The sequence below is a fragment of the Streptomyces aculeolatus genome (assembly GCF_020400605.1).
GTDB classification, from domain to species: domain Bacteria; phylum Actinomycetota; class Actinomycetes; order Streptomycetales; family Streptomycetaceae; genus Streptomyces; species Streptomyces aculeolatus.
Window position 1 is genome coordinate 19,370 of the sequence record NZ_JAINRD010000038.1, and the last position, 16,357, is coordinate 35,726.

Here is a 16,357-nt window from a genome sequence, read left to right on the forward strand (position 1 = left end):
CCGGCGGTCACCTCAGACTGCCCTGCCGCGCCCGCTCCCGCCAGCGTGCGCGGACCGTAACCTGGGCCCCATGGCCACCCCGTCGGCACTTGAGTACCCCACCCACTGGGAAGCCGACGTCGTGCTGCGCGACGGCGGCACCGCACAGGTCAGGCCGATCGTCCCGGACGACGCCGACCGGCTCGTCGCGTTCTTCGACCGGGTCTCCGACGAGTCCAAGTACCTGCGCTTCTTCGCCCCGCACCCGCAGCTCTCCGCCAAGGACGTGCACCGCTTCACCCACCACGACTACGTCGACCGGGTGGGCCTGGCCGCCGTCGTCGGCGACGCCTTCATCGCCACCGTGCGCTACGACCGCACCGAGCCCGCGGCCGACGGTGCGACGCAGGCGGAGGTGGCGTTCCTCGTCCAGGACGACCAGCAGGGCCGCGGGGTCGCCTCCGCGCTGCTGGAGCACATCGCCGCCTGCGCCCGCGAGCGCGGCGTGCGCCGCTTCGTCGCCGACGTGCTGCCCGCCAACAGCCGCATGATGAAGGTGTTCACGGACGCCGGCTACACCCAGAAGCGCAGCTTCGAGGACGGCGTCGTGCGGCTGGAGTTCGAGCTGGAGCCCACCGAGCGGTCGCTCGCCGTCATGCACGGCCGCGAACAGCGCGCCGAGGCCCGCTCCGTGCAGCGGCTGCTCGCCCCGCGCTCCGTCGCCGTGATCGGCGTCGGCCGCCGCCCCGGCGGCGTCGGCCGCACCGTCCTCCACAACCTCCTCGCCGCCGGCTTCACCGGCCGCCTCTACGCCGTGAACCACGCGTACCCCGCGGACCAGGAGACGCTCCTGCCCGAGGGCGTCCCCGCCCGCCGCTCCGTACGCGACATCGAGGAACCCGTCGACCTCGCCGTCGTCGCCGTGCCCGCCGCCCGTGTCCCCGCCGTCGTCGACGACTGCGGCGAACAGGGCGTCCAGGGGCTCGTCGTGCTCTCCTCCGGCTACGCCGAGGCGGGCGCCGAGGGCCGCGCGCGCCAGCGCGACCTCGTCCGGCAGGCCCGCGGCCACGGCATGCGGGTCATCGGCCCGAACGCCTTCGGTGTCCTCAACACCGCCCCGCCCGTACGCCTGAACGCCACCCTCGCCCCCGAGCCCGCGGGCAGCGGCCGGGTCGGGGTCTTCACCCAGTCCGGCGCCATCGGCATCGCCCTGCTGTCCGGGCTGCACCGGCGGCCGGGCGCGGCGCTCACCGGGGTGTCCACGTTCGTCTCCGCGGGCAACCGCGCCGACGTCTCCGGCAACGACCTGCTGCAGTACTGGCACGACGACGGCGCCACCGACGTCGTCCTCATGTACCTCGAATCCCTCGGCAACCCGCGCAAGTTCACCCGCCTCGCGCGCCGTACGTCGGCGGAGAAGCCGGTCGTGGTCGTCAAGGGCGCCCGGCACAGCGCCAGTACGCCGGCCGGCCACGCCGTGCCCGGCACGTCGGTGCCCGCCGAGACCGTCGGCGCGCTGCTGCGCCAGGCCGGCGTCGTCGCCGTCGACACCGTCACGGAACTCGTCGACACCGGGCTGCTGCTCGCCGCCCAGCCGCTGCCCGCCGGGCCGCGCGTCGCGATCGTCGGCAACTCCGACTCCCTCGGCCTCCTCGCGTACGACGCCTGCCGCGCCGCCGGGCTGCGCCCGCTGCCGCCGCGCGACCTGACCGCCGCCGCGGCGCCGGAGGACTTCCGGGCCGCCGTCGCCGCCGCGCTGGCCGACGACGACTGCGACGCGGTGCTGGTGACGGCCATCCCATGGGTCGCCGACCCCGACGTGCCCGCGCTCGCCGCGGTGCCCGGGCCGCAGGACGCGGGGGCGCTCGCCGCCGCGCTGCGCGCGGCGGCGGACGGTGCGACGAAGCCGGTGGCCGTCGTCCACCTGGAGATCGAAGGCCTGCCCGGCGCCCTGGCGGCACCGCCGGACGGCATCCCGACCTACCCGGCGGGGGAGCGGGCGGCCCGTGCCCTGGCGCAGGCGGTGCGGTACGCGCAGTGGCGCCGGCGGGCGGCGGACCCGGGGCGGGTGCCGGAGTACGAGGACCTGGACCCGGCGGGGGCGGCCGCGGACATCGCGGCGCTGCTGGGGGAGGCGGCCCCGGCCGCCGGGGACGAGGGCGGGGTCGCGCCGGACTGGGCCCCGGGAGGCGCACGCAGGACGGGAGCCGCGGCCGGTGCCGCGGACCGGCCCGGTACCGCGGCCGGACCCGGTGGCACCGCCGCGGCCGGCGGGCCGGCGGGCGGCACCGGCGAAGCGGCGGCGCGTACGCCCCGGCACGCCCCCGCGCCGCCCGCCGCGGACGGGGAGGGCGTGCCCGTCGACGTCCCCGAGCAGGCCGCCGCCCGCGTGCTCGGCCGGTACGGGATCAGCGTGCTGCCCGCGCTGCCCGCGCCCGACCCGGAGGCCGCCGCTGCCGCCGCCGCCCGGCTCGGCTACCCCGTGGCGCTCAAGACCACCGCCGTCCACCTGCGCCACCGGCCCGACCTCGGCGGCGTACGCCTCGACCTCGCCGGCGAGGAGCAGCTGCGCCTCGCCCACGCCGAGCTGACCGCCACCCTCGGCGACGCCGCCGAGCTGCAGCCGGTGGTGCAGGCCATGGCCCGGCGCGGCGTCGACACCGTCGTCCGCGCCACCGTCGACCCCGGCGTCGGCGCCGTGCTCTCCTTCGGCCTGGCCGGCGCCCCCTCCGAGCTGCTCGGCGACCTCGCGCACCGGCTGGTGCCCGCCACCGACCGCGACGCCGCCGAGCTGATCCGCGCCATCCGCGGCGCCCCGCTGCTCTTCGGCTGGCGCGGCGCCCAGCCCGTGGACACCGCCGCGCTGGAGGAACTGCTGCTGCGGCTGTCGATCTTCGTCGACGAGCACCCCGAGGTGGTCTCCGCGGAGCTGTCCCCGGTGGTGGTGGCGCCGCACGGCGTCAGCGTGCTGTCCGCCGCCCTGCGGCTGGCCCCGCCGCCGCCCCGCATCGACCTCGGCGCCCGCCGCATGCCGCGGTACTGAGGCGGCCCCCCGTACCGGCGCCCGTCCCGCCGCCGCCCCCGGCCGCACCCCGTCGACGCCGCCCCGCCGCCGGCGTGCGCCCCCGACCGGCCCGGACGCCGACCGCCCCGCCGCCGGGCGCGGCCCGGCCGCCAACCCGCCCGTCCCGTCCGCCCCCCGAGCCTCGCGGCAGCGGACCGGGGCGGGCCCTCCGGGCCGTAGGATGGGCGCATGGCTAAGACCGGGACCGCGACCAAGGGGCTGCGCGCGGCGATCGAGCGCAGCGGCTACTACCCCGCCCTCGTGGCGGAAGCGGTGGAGGCCGCCGTCGGCGGGGAGCCCGTGTCCGCGTACCTGGTCCACCAGGAGACGACGTTCGACGCCAACGAGGTGCGGCGCCACGTCACCGTGCTCGTGCTCACCGACAGCCGCTTCATCGTCAGCCACACCGACGAGCAGGCCGCGGACACCACCTCCCCGACGCCGTACGCCACCACCTCCACCGAGTCCGTCAAGCTTGCCCGGATCTCCTCCGTCGTCCTCAGCCGCGTCGTCGGCAACCCCGAGTCGTACACCGCGGGCACCCTGCCCCGCGAGGTCGTCCTGACCGTCGGCTGGGGCGCCGTCAGCCGGCTCGACATGGAGCCCGCCACCTGCGGCGACCCCAACTGCGACGCCGACCACGGCTACACCGGCTCGGCCACCGCCGACGACCTGAGCCTGCGCGTCAGCGAGGCGGGCGACGGCCCCGAGACCGTACGGCAGGCACTGGAATTCGCCCAGGCGCTCTCCGAGGCGACCGCCGCCGGCCCCGAAGCCTGATGGCGGCCACGGGGGGGACACCGGGCCACGGGACGCAGAGCGGCACACCGCAGCACACCGCGCCACCCGCGCCGCCCGGCGCCGACCACTGGCCCGCGCCGCTCGACCCCGCCGCCGCGCCCGTCCCCCGCTACGGCACCCGCTCCCTGGCCGACCTGCTGCCCAGCGCCGCCGCCGGCCTCGGCGTCCCCGGCTTCGTGCCGGCCCTCGCCGGGGTCGAACCGGCCGACCGCGTCTGCGTGTTCCTCATCGACGGCCTCGGCTGGGAGCAGCTGCTCGCGCACCCCGAGGACGCCCCGTTCCTGCACGGGCTGGCCACCGGCGAGCCGCTGACCGCCGGCTTCCCCGCCACCACCGCGACCTCGCTCGCCTCCGTCGGCACCGGCCTGCCGCCCGGCGCCCACGGCCTGCCGGGCTACACGGTGCGCGACCCGGCGACCGGCGAGCTGATGAACCAGCTGCGCTGGCACCCCTGGACCTCGCCGCGCGCGTGGCAGCCGTACCCCACCGTCTTCCAACTGGCCCACGACGCCGGCGTGCACACCGCGCAGGTCTCCTCGCCCGCCTTCGAGACCACCCCGCTGACGACGATCGCGCTCAGCGGCGGCACCTTCCACGGCCGGCTGTCGGGGGAGGAGCGCATGGACCTCGCCGCGGAGCAGCTCGCCGCCGCGGACCGCACGCTCGTCTACACGTACTACAGCGAGGTCGACGGCAACGGCCACCGGCACGGCGTCGACTCCGACGCCTGGCGCGGCCAGCTCGGCTACGCCGACCGCCTCGCCCGCCGGCTCGCCGAGCAACTGCCGCCGCGCGCCGTGCTCTACGTCACCGCCGACCACGGCATGGTCGACATCCCCTTCACCGAGGACGCCCGCTACGACGTCGACGAGGACTGGGAGCTGCGCGCCGGCGTCCGGCTCCTCGGCGGCGAGGGCCGCGCCCGGCACGTGTACACCGCCCCGGGCGCCGCCGCCGACGTGCTCACCGTCTGGCGCGAGGTGCTGGGGGAGCGCGCCTGGGTGGCGAGCCGCGAAGAGGCCGTCGAGCTGGGGTGGTTCGGGCCGAAGGTCGACGAGCGGGTACGGGACCGGCTCGGGGACGTCATCGCCGCCACCGCCGACGACATCGCGATCGTCGCCACCCGCCGCGAGCCCAAGGAGTCCGCGCTCGCCGGCATGCACGGCTCGCTGACCCCGGCGGAACAGCTCGTCCCACTGCTGACCGTACGCTCCTGACCCGCGGGTTCCCGCGGATATCCGCGGTATCCCGGGGAACACGGCCCCGCCCCCGGCAGGACCGTACGCCCGGCTACCGCGGCGAGCGCACCAGCGTGAACCGCGCGCCCTCGACGTCCGCGACCTCCGCCATCCGCCCCGCCGCCGTCTCGTGCGGCTCCCGCACCAGCCGTCCGCCCAGCTCCACCGCGCGCGCCACGGAGGCGTCCACGTCGGCGACTTCGAAGTGCGTCGTCCAGTGCGGCCCCGTCTCCCGCAGCGTCTCCTCGTCCGCGGCGCAGACCGACGCGACGGGCCTGCCCTGGACGTGGAGCGTCGCGGTGTCGCCCTCCGAACGCACGTCGTAGCCGAAGACCAGCTCGTAGAACTTCGCGACCAGCGTCGGCTCCGCCACCAGCAGGTCGTTCCAGACCGGCGTGCCCGGCCGCGCCCGCCGCTCGACCTCCGGCACCCGCCGCGGCTGCCACAGCCCGAACACCGCCCCCGCCGGGTCCGAGCAGATCGCCTTGCGGCCGGCCGCGTCCGCGTCCAGCGGCCCCACCCCCACCGTCCCGCCGCAGCAGCGGACCTGCTCGGTGGCGGCGTCGGCGTCGTCGGTCGCCAGGTACGGCGTCCAGGCCACCGGCAGCCTGCGCTCCGGCGCCATCGCGCCGATCCCGGCGACGTGGCCGCCGTCCAGGAGTGCCAGCCGGTACGCGCCCAGCGCGCGCGGGCCCTCTTCGAAGACCCAGCCGAACAGGCCCCGGTAGAACTCCTCGGTCCGGTCCAGCCCGTGCACCATCAGGCTCACCCAGCACGGTGTTCCCGGCGCGCAGGGGATCGCTCCTTCGGACATGGCAGCCCTCTCTGACCATCGGAAGGTGGCGGTAGGTGACGTTCCGGTGACGCCTCTGCAGATGTTTCCATCCCCCGTGCCGCAGTGCGCCCCCTCTGCGCCGATCGATCTGAAGAATTGTCCGTCTCGCTGGGAGATGTTCGCTTTCGGGGTGAAGGGCGGTCGGGGAAGCGGCGGGATGGGGCGCCGACGGGAGGCGCGGCGCGACGCTGCGCCAAGATGGCCTCCATGGATGCCATCATCTCCGGAACCGACCTCGCGGGCGACCTGGCGGGCCCGCGGCCCCCGGTCGTGCTCGACGTGCGCTACACGCTCGGCGGCCCCCCGGGCCGTCCCGAGTACGACGCAGGCCACATCCCCGGCGCCGCCTACGTCGACCTGGACGCCGAACTGGCCGCTCCGCCCGGCCCCGGCGGCCGCCACCCGCTGCCGGACCCCGACGTGTTCGGCGCCGCCATGCGCCGCGCGGGCGTCACCGCCGGCCGGCCCGTGGTCGTGTACGACGCGGGCCAGGGCTGGTCCGCCGCGCGCTGCTGGTGGCTGCTGCGCTACACCGGCCACCCCGACGTCCGCGTCCTCGACGGCGGCCTGGCCGCCTGGCCCGGCGAACTCTCCCGCACGGCGCCCCCGGAGGGCGCGGGGGACTTCACGCCGGAGCCGGGTGCGCTGCCGGTGCTCACCGCGGCGGACGCCGCCGTACTCGCCCGCGGCGGCGTGCTGTTCGACGCCCGCGCGGGGGAGCGCTACCGCGGCGAGACGGAGCCCATCGACCCGGTCGCGGGCCACATCCCGGGCGCGGTGTCGGCGCCGACGGCGGAGAACCTGGGTGCGGACGGGCGGTTCCTGCCCGCGGCCGACCTGGCGGCGCGGTTCCGCGCGCTCGGGGCCGCGCCGGGCACGGAGGTCGGGGTCTACTGCGGCTCGGGGGTGTCCGCGGCCCAGGAGGTGCTGGCGCTCGCGATCGCGGGCATCCCCGCGGCGCTGTACCCGGGTTCGTGGTCGGAGTGGGTGGCGGACCCGGCGCGTCCGGTGGCGACGGGCGCGGAGCCCGGCTGACGGAGCGGGCGGCGCCGGCCGCGTACCCGGGCAACGGGCGTGCGGGCGGCGCCACTCCGGGGGTGGCGCGGCGGCAGGCGGGGGCGCGGTTCGTAACGGACGAATCCCCGCGAACCGCGCCCTACCGCACTGCTACTCCGGCTTCTTGCGCCTGCTGCCGAACACGATCTCGTCCCAGCTCGGCACCGCGGCCCGGCGGCCGGGCCGCACGCCGTCGGCCTCCGCCTGCCGGTCCGTCTGCCCGGTCAGCCGCTCCCGGTGCGCCGAGACGCTCCGCGGCATCAGCACGTCCGCGTACGCGGAACCCGCGCTCGCCGCGGGCGCCGGAGGCTCCTCCTCCACCGCGGGCGGCTCGGGCTCCTCCTCCGGCGGCGGCCCCGGAACCGGTCCGTGGACCGGCCCCGGCTTGGTCGCGGAACCGGCCGCCGCGGCAGGCCCGTCGGGCGCGGACGCCGCCGTCGACTGGTCCGGCACGACCAGGTCGCCCCGGAAGCTCGGCACCGCCTCCAGCAGGCTGGTCAGGGAGTCCCGGTCCTCGCCGGAGGAGTCCCTGTCCCCGCGCCCGCCGTCGGCCGGCCGCTCCGGACTCCGGGGCAGCCGCGCGATCTTGGGCACGAAGGGCAGGCTCGGCTCCGGCGAGGCGTCGGTCTCGCCGATCAGCGCGCGCGCCTCGTCGTCGACGGGCTGCACGAGCCGGCGCGGCGGGTCGTACGTCCAGCCGGCGCTGTGCGGCTCACCCGCGACGCGGTAGACGAGCAGCACCTCCCAGGTGCCGTCGTCCCGGCGCCAGGAGTCCCACCGTGCAGAGTCCTTCTCCGCACCGCGCATCATCAGCCGCTCGGCGACCGCCTCGCCCAGCGCGGGACCGGCGCTCTCGCCGGGCCGCCGCAGGGGCGTCTTGCGGGCCCGCTCGGCCATGAACGCGCGCTCCGCCAGCACCGGGCCCTCGAAGCGCCGCACGCGGTCGACGGGGATCCCGGCGAGCGAGGCGACCTCCTCCGCGGACGCTCCGGCTCGTATCCGGGCCTGGATGTCGCGGGGACGGAGGTGGTTCTCCACCTCGATCTCGATCTGGCCGAGCCGCGCACGGTCGTTGCGCACCGCGGCGCGCAGACGCTCGTCAATCGGAAGGGTGTACTCCGTACTGTCCGCAGCCTTCAGCACCAGCCGTGTGCCGTCGTTACTGACCGCCACGACACGCAGTTCGGGCATGGGAACCTCCCGGTGGTGCCTGCCGACGTTCGGTGCGTCGCTGCTCTTTCCGCTAGTCGAGTGTGGCCTGCCCGGGTGCAGCCTGCCACAACATTGCTGAGTTGCCCGGCGTGTCGGGTCTTTGAACCCGATGCGCCGTTATGACACGGTTACGCATTTGCAACGCAGCGGCCGTGATCGCCGCCGTCGGACGGGCACCGGAGCACTGGCTCGCCCACAGTACTCCATTCGAGCCATGCGGGTGGACCGGCGCGCCACCGAACGCGGAACGCTGCACGGCAGTTGAGTCTGCCTGTTGCGCCCCGGTTCGATCAAGAGGTGCGTTGCATCACAGAATCCCCGGAATCGGAACTAACGGGTCCGTCCGCGCGCTCGTCCAGGAGGGCAGGAGCCCAATGGAGCGATCTTGGGATGGAGATGCGGAGCACGGCGGACAGGACGGCGGACGGCCCCGGAGAGGAGCGCCGCAAGGGGAAGATCGAACTCAGCGGCGCCCAGGTCGCGGGCGGTGCGTCGGCCACGATGGTGGCCGCGTTCCTCGCGTCCAGCATGGGCGTGTACGGCACGATCATCGGTGCCGGCGTCGTCAGCGTGGGCGCCACCGCGGGCGGTGCGCTCTTCCAGCACGTCTTCCGGCGCACCGGCCAGCAGTTGAAGGACGCGGCGGTCGCGGCACCGAAGGCGCTGCACAAGCAGACGGCCCCGCTGCACACGCCCGTACGCAACCGGGCCGACGACGAGACGCAGCTGCTCAGGACCGTGGCGCTGCCCGCCGAGGGCGGGACCGGGCCGGCCGCGGGCGCGCCCGCGGCGGCGGAGGACGCGACCCGACTGCTGCCCGCCGCACGGCCCGCGGACGCCGACGCGACCCAACTCCTGCCCGCCGCCCGCCCGGAGCCCGACGACGCCACGACCGTGCTCGCCGCACCCGCCCCCACCGGCGGTTTCGGCACCGCCAGCACCCACGGCACCCGCGCCCGCGGCTGGCGGCGCCTCGCGCTGGTCGCCGCAGGGACGTTCCTCGCCGTGATGGCCGTGGTCTTCGGCATCGAGAAGCTCACCGGCGGCCCGCTCGCCAACGCCTGGGGCGACGACCGCACCGGCACATCTTTCAGCCCCGGCGAACGAAAGTCCGACTCCCCGCCGGCCGGTGACGACGACGGCCGCACCGCCGACGAGGACACCGCCGAGCCCGGCTCCGAGGAGACCGGCGGGACCGGCGGCAGCCCCGGCACCGGCTCCGGCGAACCCCGCGACGACGGCACCGGCGCCCCGGACGACGGCACCGGACAGCACCGCGACCCCGGCGGCACCGCCACCCCGCAGCCCGGCGGCGGCAGCCCCGCTCCCGGCGACGGCGACGGTGACGGCGGCGGTACGACCCCGGCCCCCACGCCCACCCCGACGCCGCCGGACACCGGCGAGGAGGGCCAGGAGCCCGGCACGGGGGAGACGCCGGCGACCCCGCAGCCGGACGGCGCGACGGCACCGGGGGCGGCAGTAGCCGCCCCGGGGGCGCTCAGTCCCCCAGGACCCGCCGAAGGTAGTCGTTCCCGAACACCCGGCCGGGGTCCAGCCGGTCCCGTACCGCCGTGAACTCGCCGAACCGCGGGTACACCCCCGCCAGATAAGCCGCGTCCCGGCTGTGCAGCTTGCCCCAGTGCGGCCGGCCGCCGTGCGCCGTCATGATCCGCTCGACCGCCGTGAAGTACGCCTGGTGAGGCGTCCCGCGGTACAGGTGCACCGCGACGTACGCGGTGTCCCGCCCCGACGCCGTCGACAGCGGGATGTCGTCCGCGGGCGCGACCCGTACCTCCACCGGGAAGCTGATCCGCAGCCGCGACCTGTCCACCATCGCCTTCAGTTCCCGGATCGCGGACACGGCCGCCGCCCGCGGCAGCGCGTACTCCATTTCCACGAACCGCACCCGCCGCGGGCTGGTGAAGACCTTGTACGGGATGTCGGTGTACGTACGCGCCGACAGCGCCCGGCTGGAGACCGCCGCTATGCCCGGGATCGTCGCGGGCACCGCCCGCCCCACCGCGCAGGCGGCCGCGAACACGCCGTTGGAGAGCAGTTCGTCGTCGATCCAGCCGCCGATCCTGCCCAGCGGCCGCGCGGGGCCCTCGCTGCGGTTGTTGCGCTTGGTGTTGCAGCGGCCGGTGTGCGGGAACCAGTAGAACTCGAAGTGCTCGTTGTCCTCGGCCAGCTCGCCGAAGGACGCGAGGACGTCGTCGAGCGCCATCGGCTCTTCCCGCGCCGTGAGCAGGAAGAGCGGCTCCACCGCGAACGTCAGCGAGGTGACGACGCCCAGCGCGCCGATGCCGAGCCGGGCGGCGGCGAAGACCGCCGCGTCCTCGCCGGTGTCCGCCGCCGTGTACGTACGCGCCCGGCCGTCGGCCGTCACCAGCTCCAGCGCGGTGATCTGGGCGGCCAGCGAGGCGGAGGAGCGGCCGGTGCCGTGGGTGCCGGTGGCGGTGGCGCCGGAGACGGTCTGCGCCATGATGTCGCCCATGTTGGCCAGCGAGAGGCCGGCGGCCGCCAGGGTGTGGTTGAGCTGGTGCAGCGGGGTGCCCGCGGCGACGGTGACGGTGCCGGCCTCGCGGTCGATCTCGTGGATGCCGACCAGCCGCTCCGGGCGGACCATGAGCCCGCCGGTGGCCGCGGCGGCGGTGAAGGAGTGGCCCGTGCCGACGGCCTTGACCTTCAGGCCGTCCTCGGCCGCGGCCCGCACGGCGTCGGCGACCTCGGCGGTGGTGGCGGGGCTGACGGTGCGCGCGGGGCGCGCGGCGACGGTGCCCGCCCAGTTGCGCCAGGCGCCCCCGGCCCTCGTGCTGCTCACCTGATGCATCCGCCGTCCATCCGCTGAACGGGCCTGTCGTACGGCCCTTCGTCTCGGCACCCCGCCCCCGGTTGGCAAGGGATGATACTCGCGCGTACGGACCGGCCCGACGCCGGTGCCCGGCTCGGGCGGGGGGCGGTCGCATGGCAGGATCGAAGACATGCCTGACGTGCCGTCCCCCCAGCCGTACGACGCCCTTCTGCTGCTCTCGTTCGGCGGCCCCGAGGGCCCGGACGATGTCGTTCCGTTCCTGGAGAACGTCACCCGGGGCCGCGGCATCCCGCGCGAGCGGCTGGAGGAGGTGGGCAAGCACTACTACCTCTTCGACGGCGTGAGCCCCATCAACGCCCAGAACCGCGTGCTCCTCGACGCCCTGCGCAAGGACTTCACGGACGCCGGCCTCGGCCTCCCCGTCTACTGGGGGAACCGCAACTGGGCCCCGTACCTCACCGACACCCTCCGGGAGATGACGCGGGACGGGCACCGGCGGGTGCTGGCCCTGGTCACCAGCGCGTACGCCTCGTACTCGGGCTGCCGGCAGTACCGCGAGAACCTGGCCGAGTCGCTGGCCGCGCTCGCCGCGGAGGGGCTGGAGCCGCCCCGGGTCGACAAGCTGCGGCACTACTTCAACGCGCCCGGCTTCGTCCGCGACATGGTCGTCGGAGTCCAGGAGGCGCTGGAGCAGCTGCCCGAGGACGTCCGCGACGGCGCACACCTGGCGTTCAGCACGCACTCGATCCCCACCAGCGCGGCCGACACCTCGGGACCCCCCGCGGACCACGGCGACGGCGGCGCGTACGTGAAGCAGCACATGGACGTCGCCAAGCTGGTCGCGGACACGGTGGCGGTCCTCACGGGCGTGGTGCGGCCCTGGCGGCTGGTCTACCAGTCGCGCAGCGGCGCACCGCAGATCCCGTGGCTGGAGCCGGACATCTGCGACCACCTGGAGGAGCTGCACGCCGAGGGCGCGCCCGCGGTGGTGATGGTGCCGATCGGCTTCGTCTCGGACCACATGGAGGTCCTGTACGACCTCGACACCGAGGCGGCGGCGAAGGCGGCGGAGCTGGGCCTGCCCGCGGTGCGCTCGGCGACGGTGGGGGCGCGGCCGGCGTTCGTCTCGACGCTGCGGAAGCTGATCCTGGAGCGGGCCGCGACCGAGCGCGGCGAGCAGGTCGAGCGGCCCGCGCTGGGCCTGCTGGGCCCGAGCCACGACGTCTGCCCGGCGGGCTGCTGCCCGGCCCGTACGCCCCGGCCCGCGACCGCGGGCGCCGACTGACCCGCTGCGCCGCCCGCAGGACCCGCCGCCGCACCCGAGGAGCACCGTGACCGACCTGCCCCGCCCCGAGCCCGCCGCCCCGCCCCTCGACGAGCTGCTGGCCGTGGCGCTGGAGGCCGCGCGCCGCGCGGGCGAACTGCTGCGCGACCGCCGGCCCGCCGACCTCGGGGTGGCGGCGACCAAGTCCAGTGCCATCGACGTCGTCACCGAGATGGACTTCGCCGCCGAGAAGCTGATCACCGGCTTCCTCGCCGAGCGCCGGCCCGCCGACGGGATCCTGGGCGAGGAGGGCGCGAGCAGGCCCGGCACCAGCGGCGTGCGCTGGGTCGTCGACCCGATCGACGGCACCGTGAACTACCTCTACGGCCGCCCCGACTGGTCGGTCAGCATCGCCGCCGAGTACGCGGGGGAGGCCGTCGCCGGCGTGGTGGCGGCGCCGATGCGCGGCGAGACGTACCACGCCGTACGCGGCGGCGGCGCCTTCGTCAACGGCGCACCGGCGCACTGCCGCCCCACCCCGCCGATGGACCAGGCGCTGGTCTCCACCGGCTTCAACTACGTCCAGGGCGTGCGCGCGCACCAGGCCGAGGTGGCGCGGCAGCTCATACCCCGGGTACGCGACATCCGCCGCGGCGGCTCCGCGGCGATCGACCTGTGCGACGTGGCCTGCGGCCGGCTCGACGGCTACTACGAGCGCGGCCTGCACCCCTGGGACCTGGCCGCGGGAGACCTCATCGCCCGCGAGGGGGGCGCGCTGACGGGCTCACGGCCGGGCGGGAAGCCGGACGGCGACCTGACCGTCGCGGCGGTGCCGGGCCTCTTCGAGCCGCTCCAGCGGCTGCTGGACGAGCTGGGCGCCTGGCACGACTGACGGCCGCCGGCACGGCTGCCGAGGCCCGTACCGCCACCTCCGCGCCCGTGCCCCGAAACCTCCGCGCCACCGCCCCGACGCCTCCCGGACACCTCCGGACAGTGCGGCGCCCCGGCACCGTCGGGTGCCGGGGCGGTGTGGTCGTGGTCGCCGGGCGGTCAGACTCCGGAGCCGGCGCCGACCTCGACGCCGTGGTCCGCGGCGAGCCGGCGCAGATCGTCCAGCTCCTCCTGCTCGACCTCGACACCGAACTCGTCGCCTTCCTCGCGGGCGCGGTCCAGCTCGTTCTCGGCCTTCTTGATGCGCTGCAGAATGCCAGCGGTGAAAGCGTCCATTGTGTGCGCCCCCTCGTCGTCGGGTCGAGGCACTTGGGGGTGTGCCGACGGTTCAGATCACGGAGACCGTCCCTCCGGCTACAGCCTGTGTGCCATGCCGGGAATGGAGGCTGGGAAACGTGATCGGCGGGTGTGGAATCGTCCTCCCCGCCGTACCCCGGGTGGAAACATCGGATCCGCAGAATCTTTGGGTGCCCGGCTGCTTACCACCGGTTTACGCACATTGCAGGCAGGATGGAGCTGTTCCGCGGCACCGATCCGTGCCCCCTACGCACTACGAGAGAGGACCCCGCCGTGCGCGTACTCGTCGTCGAGGACGAGCAGCTGCTCGCCGACGCCGTGGCCACCGGGCTGCGCCGGGAGGCGATGGCGGTGGACGTCGTCTACGACGGCGCGGCGGCCATCGACCGCATCGAGCTGAACGACTACGACGTCGTGGTGCTCGACCGCGACCTGCCGCTGGTCCACGGCGACGACGTGTGCAGCAAGGTCGTCGAGCTGGGCCTGCCCACCCGTGTGCTGATGCTGACCGCGGCGGGCGACGTCCGCGACCGCGTCGAGGGGCTGGAGCTGGGGGCCGACGACTACCTGCCCAAGCCGTTCGCCTTCAGCGAACTGACCGCGCGGGTGCGCGCCCTCGGCCGGCGCAGCACCCAGGCGCTGCCCCCGGTGCTGGAGCGGTCCGGGATCCGGCTCGACCCGGGCCGCCGGGAGGTCTACCGGGACGACCGGCTGGTGCAGCTCGCGCCGAAGGAGTTCGCCGTGCTGGAGGTGCTGATGCGCGCCGAGGGCGGCGTCGTCTCCGCGGAGCAGCTGCTGGAGAAGGCGTGGGACGAGAACACCGACCCGTTCACCAACGTCGTACGCGTCACGGTCATGACGCTGCGCCGCAAGCTCGGCGAGCCCCCCGTGATCATCACGGTGCCCGGCTCGGGTTACCGCATCTGACGCCCCCACGCACCCGACGGATGGCCCCATGGACGACAACAGACGCTCCGCGTCCGACGCGCTGCCCGCCGGCACCCCGCCCAAGCCCACCTGGGACCCCCGGGAGGCCGCGGCGCCGTACTGGCTGCGCCCGACCATCCGGATACGCCTCACCCTGATCTACGGCGGCATGTTCCTGATGGCCGGCATGGTGCTGCTGGCCATCATCTATCTCCTGGCCGCCGCCGCCCTGGACAGCTTCGCGACCCCCTTCAAGCTGCTGGAGAGCAGCGGCACGGTGCAGGTGGCCAGCGGCCCGTGCCCCGAGGTCTCGGACGCGAAGACGTACGACCAGTTCAACGGCATCCTCGAAGCCTGCATCGAGCGGCGGCGCCAGCTCGCCCTGGAATCCCTGCTGCGCAAGTCGCTCCTCGCGCTGCTCGGGATGACCGTCCTGGCCTTCGCCTTCGGCTACGTCGTCGCCGGCCGCGTGCTCTCGCCGCTCGGCCGCATCACCCGCACCGCCCGCAGCGTGGCCGGCTCCGACCTGCACAAGCGCATCGAGCTGGACGGGCCCGACGACGAGCTGAAGGAGCTGGCCGACACCTTCGACGACATGCTCGACCGCCTCGACCGGGCGTTCAACTCACAGCAGCGCTTCGTCGCCAACGCCTCCCACGAGCTGCGCACCCCGCTGGCGATCAACCGCACCCTGCTGGAGGTGCAGCTCTCCGACCCGGAGGCGTCCCCGGAGCTGCAGCAGCTCGGCAAGACCCTGCTCGCCACCAACGAGCGCAGCGAGCTGCTGGTGGAGGGCCTGCTGCTGCTCGCCCGCAGCGAGAACGAGATCGTCGACAGGAAGCCCGTCGACCTCGCCGAGGTGGCCTCCCAGGCCATGGACCAGGTCCGCGGCGAGGCGCAGACCAGGGGCGTCGAGCTGCGCGGGGTGCGCAAGCCCGCGTACGTGCAGGGGAACGGGGTGCTGCTGGAGCGGGTGGGGCTGAACCTGGTGCAGAACGCCGTGCGGTACAACGTCCCCGAGGGCGGCTGGGTCGAGGTGGCGACGGAGGCGCAGCCCGGCGTCGCGGTGCTGACGGTCTCCAACACCGGACCGGTCGTTCCCGCGTACGAGGTGGACAACCTTTTCGAGCCGTTCCGGCGGCTGCGGACGGAGCGTACCGGCAGTGACAAGGGGGTAGGACTGGGGCTGTCCATTGTGAGATCCGTCATTCGCGCGCACGGCGGGACGGTGACCGCACAGCCGCGCGAAGGCGGGGGCCTGGTGATTCACGTCGCCCTGCCCATGCAGACTGTGTGATACGTCACATTCTGCCCATCCCGCCCGTGTGCGCTGCGTCATCGCCGTATTCCGGGAAAAGCCCGTAAGATCCGCGTTTCCGCAGGATGCGGTCACGGGAAGTACACGGGGTGGCGTGCACGAGAAGGGCGCGGGACCGCGTATGGTCCCTTTCGCCATCCGGCCGCGATCACCCCTGCGGGGGGCGGCTGGGTGTCGATTGAGTAACAGACCTTGATGTGAGGCAAAATCTCCGCTTCGGGTCGGGCACAAGACCGGCCTCTCATGCGTTACGTGCGCTGGAGACTCACTGACCACCCGGAGGGGGAGAGCGAGAATGGCAACGGACTACGACACCCCACGCAAGACAGACGACGACGTCAACGAAGACAGTATCGAGGAGCTGAAGGCGCGGCGCAGCGACAAGTCGGCCGCCGCCGTCGACGTCGACGAGTTCGAGCAGAACGAAGGGCTGGAGCTGCCCGGTGCGGACCTCTCGAACGAGGAGCTGTCCGTGCGGGTCCTGCCCCGCCAGGAGGACGAGTTCACCTGCATGAGCTGCTTCCTGGTGCACCACCGCAGCCAGTTGGCCGCAGAGAAGAACGGCCAGCCGATCTGCCGCGACTGCGCGGCCTGAGGCCGGCC

14 protein-coding genes are annotated in these 16,357 nt (G+C 75.0%); 10 read left to right on the top strand and 4 right to left on the bottom strand.

Annotation, left to right across the window (positions count from 1 at the left end):
* Positions 1 to 70: 70 nt before the first annotated feature.
* The 3 genes from LG396_RS36990 to LG396_RS37000 all read left to right on the top strand — a co-directional run bounded on the left by LG396_RS36990 (position 71) and on the right by LG396_RS37000 (position 5,061).
* On the top strand, positions 71 to 3,022 hold the full coding sequence (locus tag LG396_RS36990; protein WP_225798053.1) for a bifunctional acetate--CoA ligase family protein/GNAT family N-acetyltransferase: 2,952 nt from the start codon (positions 71 to 73) through the stop codon (positions 3,020 to 3,022).
* A 210-nt stretch (positions 3,023 to 3,232) separates the two neighbouring features.
* On the top strand, positions 3,233 to 3,823 hold the full coding sequence (locus tag LG396_RS36995; protein ID WP_018838159.1) for a DUF5998 family protein: 591 nt from the start codon (positions 3,233 to 3,235) through the stop codon (positions 3,821 to 3,823).
* A complete protein-coding gene (locus LG396_RS37000) occupies positions 3,823 to 5,061 on the top strand; it encodes an alkaline phosphatase family protein (RefSeq protein WP_225798054.1) in 1,239 nt (412 codons plus the stop codon). The genes LG396_RS36995 and LG396_RS37000 overlap by 1 nt, the downstream gene beginning before the upstream one ends.
* Before the next feature lie 73 nt (positions 5,062 to 5,134).
* Here LG396_RS37000 and LG396_RS37005 read toward each other — a convergent pair whose 3' ends face one another.
* Positions 5,135 to 5,851, bottom strand: coding sequence for a VOC family protein (locus LG396_RS37005; RefSeq protein WP_225798055.1), 717 nt, complete (start codon positions 5,849 to 5,851; stop codon positions 5,135 to 5,137).
* Positions 5,852 to 6,124: 273 nt separating this feature from the next.
* On the opposite strand from LG396_RS37005, the gene LG396_RS37010 reads away from it, so the two are divergent.
* Complete coding sequence (locus LG396_RS37010; protein ID WP_225798056.1) at positions 6,125 to 6,952, top strand: sulfurtransferase; 828 nt, start codon at positions 6,125 to 6,127, stop codon at positions 6,950 to 6,952.
* Between the two features lie 132 nt (positions 6,953 to 7,084).
* On the opposite strand, the gene sepH is transcribed toward LG396_RS37010, so the two are convergent.
* Entirely contained in the window at positions 7,085 to 8,164 is a 1,080-nt protein-coding gene (gene sepH, locus LG396_RS37015; protein ID WP_018838163.1) for a septation protein SepH, read from the bottom strand.
* A gap of 411 nt (positions 8,165 to 8,575) precedes the next feature.
* Here sepH and LG396_RS37020 point away from each other — a divergent pair, with 411 nt between their 5' ends.
* The gene (locus LG396_RS37020; RefSeq protein WP_225798057.1) at positions 8,576 to 9,760 is read left to right on the top strand and encodes a hypothetical protein; all 1,185 of its coding nucleotides are present in this window, start codon (positions 8,576 to 8,578) and stop codon (positions 9,758 to 9,760) included.
* On the opposite strand, the gene LG396_RS37025 is transcribed toward LG396_RS37020, so the two are convergent.
* Positions 9,684 to 11,015, bottom strand: coding sequence for a D-arabinono-1,4-lactone oxidase (locus LG396_RS37025; RefSeq protein WP_225798058.1), 1,332 nt, complete (start codon positions 11,013 to 11,015; stop codon positions 9,684 to 9,686). The genes LG396_RS37020 and LG396_RS37025 overlap by 77 nt on opposite strands.
* A gap of 151 nt (positions 11,016 to 11,166) precedes the next feature.
* On the opposite strand from LG396_RS37025, the gene LG396_RS37030 reads away from it, so the two are divergent.
* Entirely contained in the window at positions 11,167 to 12,282 is a 1,116-nt protein-coding gene (locus LG396_RS37030) for a ferrochelatase (protein WP_225798059.1), read from the top strand.
* Positions 12,283 to 12,328: 46 nt separating this feature from the next.
* Entirely contained in the window at positions 12,329 to 13,153 is an 825-nt protein-coding gene (locus LG396_RS37035) for an inositol monophosphatase family protein (RefSeq protein WP_051642512.1), read from the top strand.
* Between the two features lie 158 nt (positions 13,154 to 13,311).
* On the opposite strand, the gene LG396_RS37040 is transcribed toward LG396_RS37035, so the two are convergent.
* On the bottom strand, positions 13,312 to 13,488 hold the full coding sequence (locus tag LG396_RS37040) for a hypothetical protein (protein WP_164492590.1): 177 nt from the start codon (positions 13,486 to 13,488) through the stop codon (positions 13,312 to 13,314).
* Positions 13,489 to 13,782: 294 nt separating this feature from the next.
* On the opposite strand from LG396_RS37040, the gene LG396_RS37045 reads away from it, so the two are divergent.
* From LG396_RS37045 to LG396_RS37055, 3 genes are all read left to right on the top strand, one after another.
* On the top strand, positions 13,783 to 14,436 hold the full coding sequence (locus tag LG396_RS37045; RefSeq protein WP_018838169.1) for a response regulator transcription factor: 654 nt from the start codon (positions 13,783 to 13,785) through the stop codon (positions 14,434 to 14,436).
* Positions 14,437 to 14,464: 28 nt separating this feature from the next.
* Positions 14,465 to 15,733, top strand: coding sequence for a sensor histidine kinase (locus LG396_RS37050; protein WP_018838170.1), 1,269 nt, complete (start codon positions 14,465 to 14,467; stop codon positions 15,731 to 15,733).
* Positions 15,734 to 16,049: 316 nt separating this feature from the next.
* Entirely contained in the window at positions 16,050 to 16,349 is a 300-nt protein-coding gene (locus LG396_RS37055; RefSeq protein WP_018838171.1) for a DUF4193 domain-containing protein, read from the top strand.
* The last annotated feature ends 8 nt before the right edge of the window (positions 16,350 to 16,357 follow it).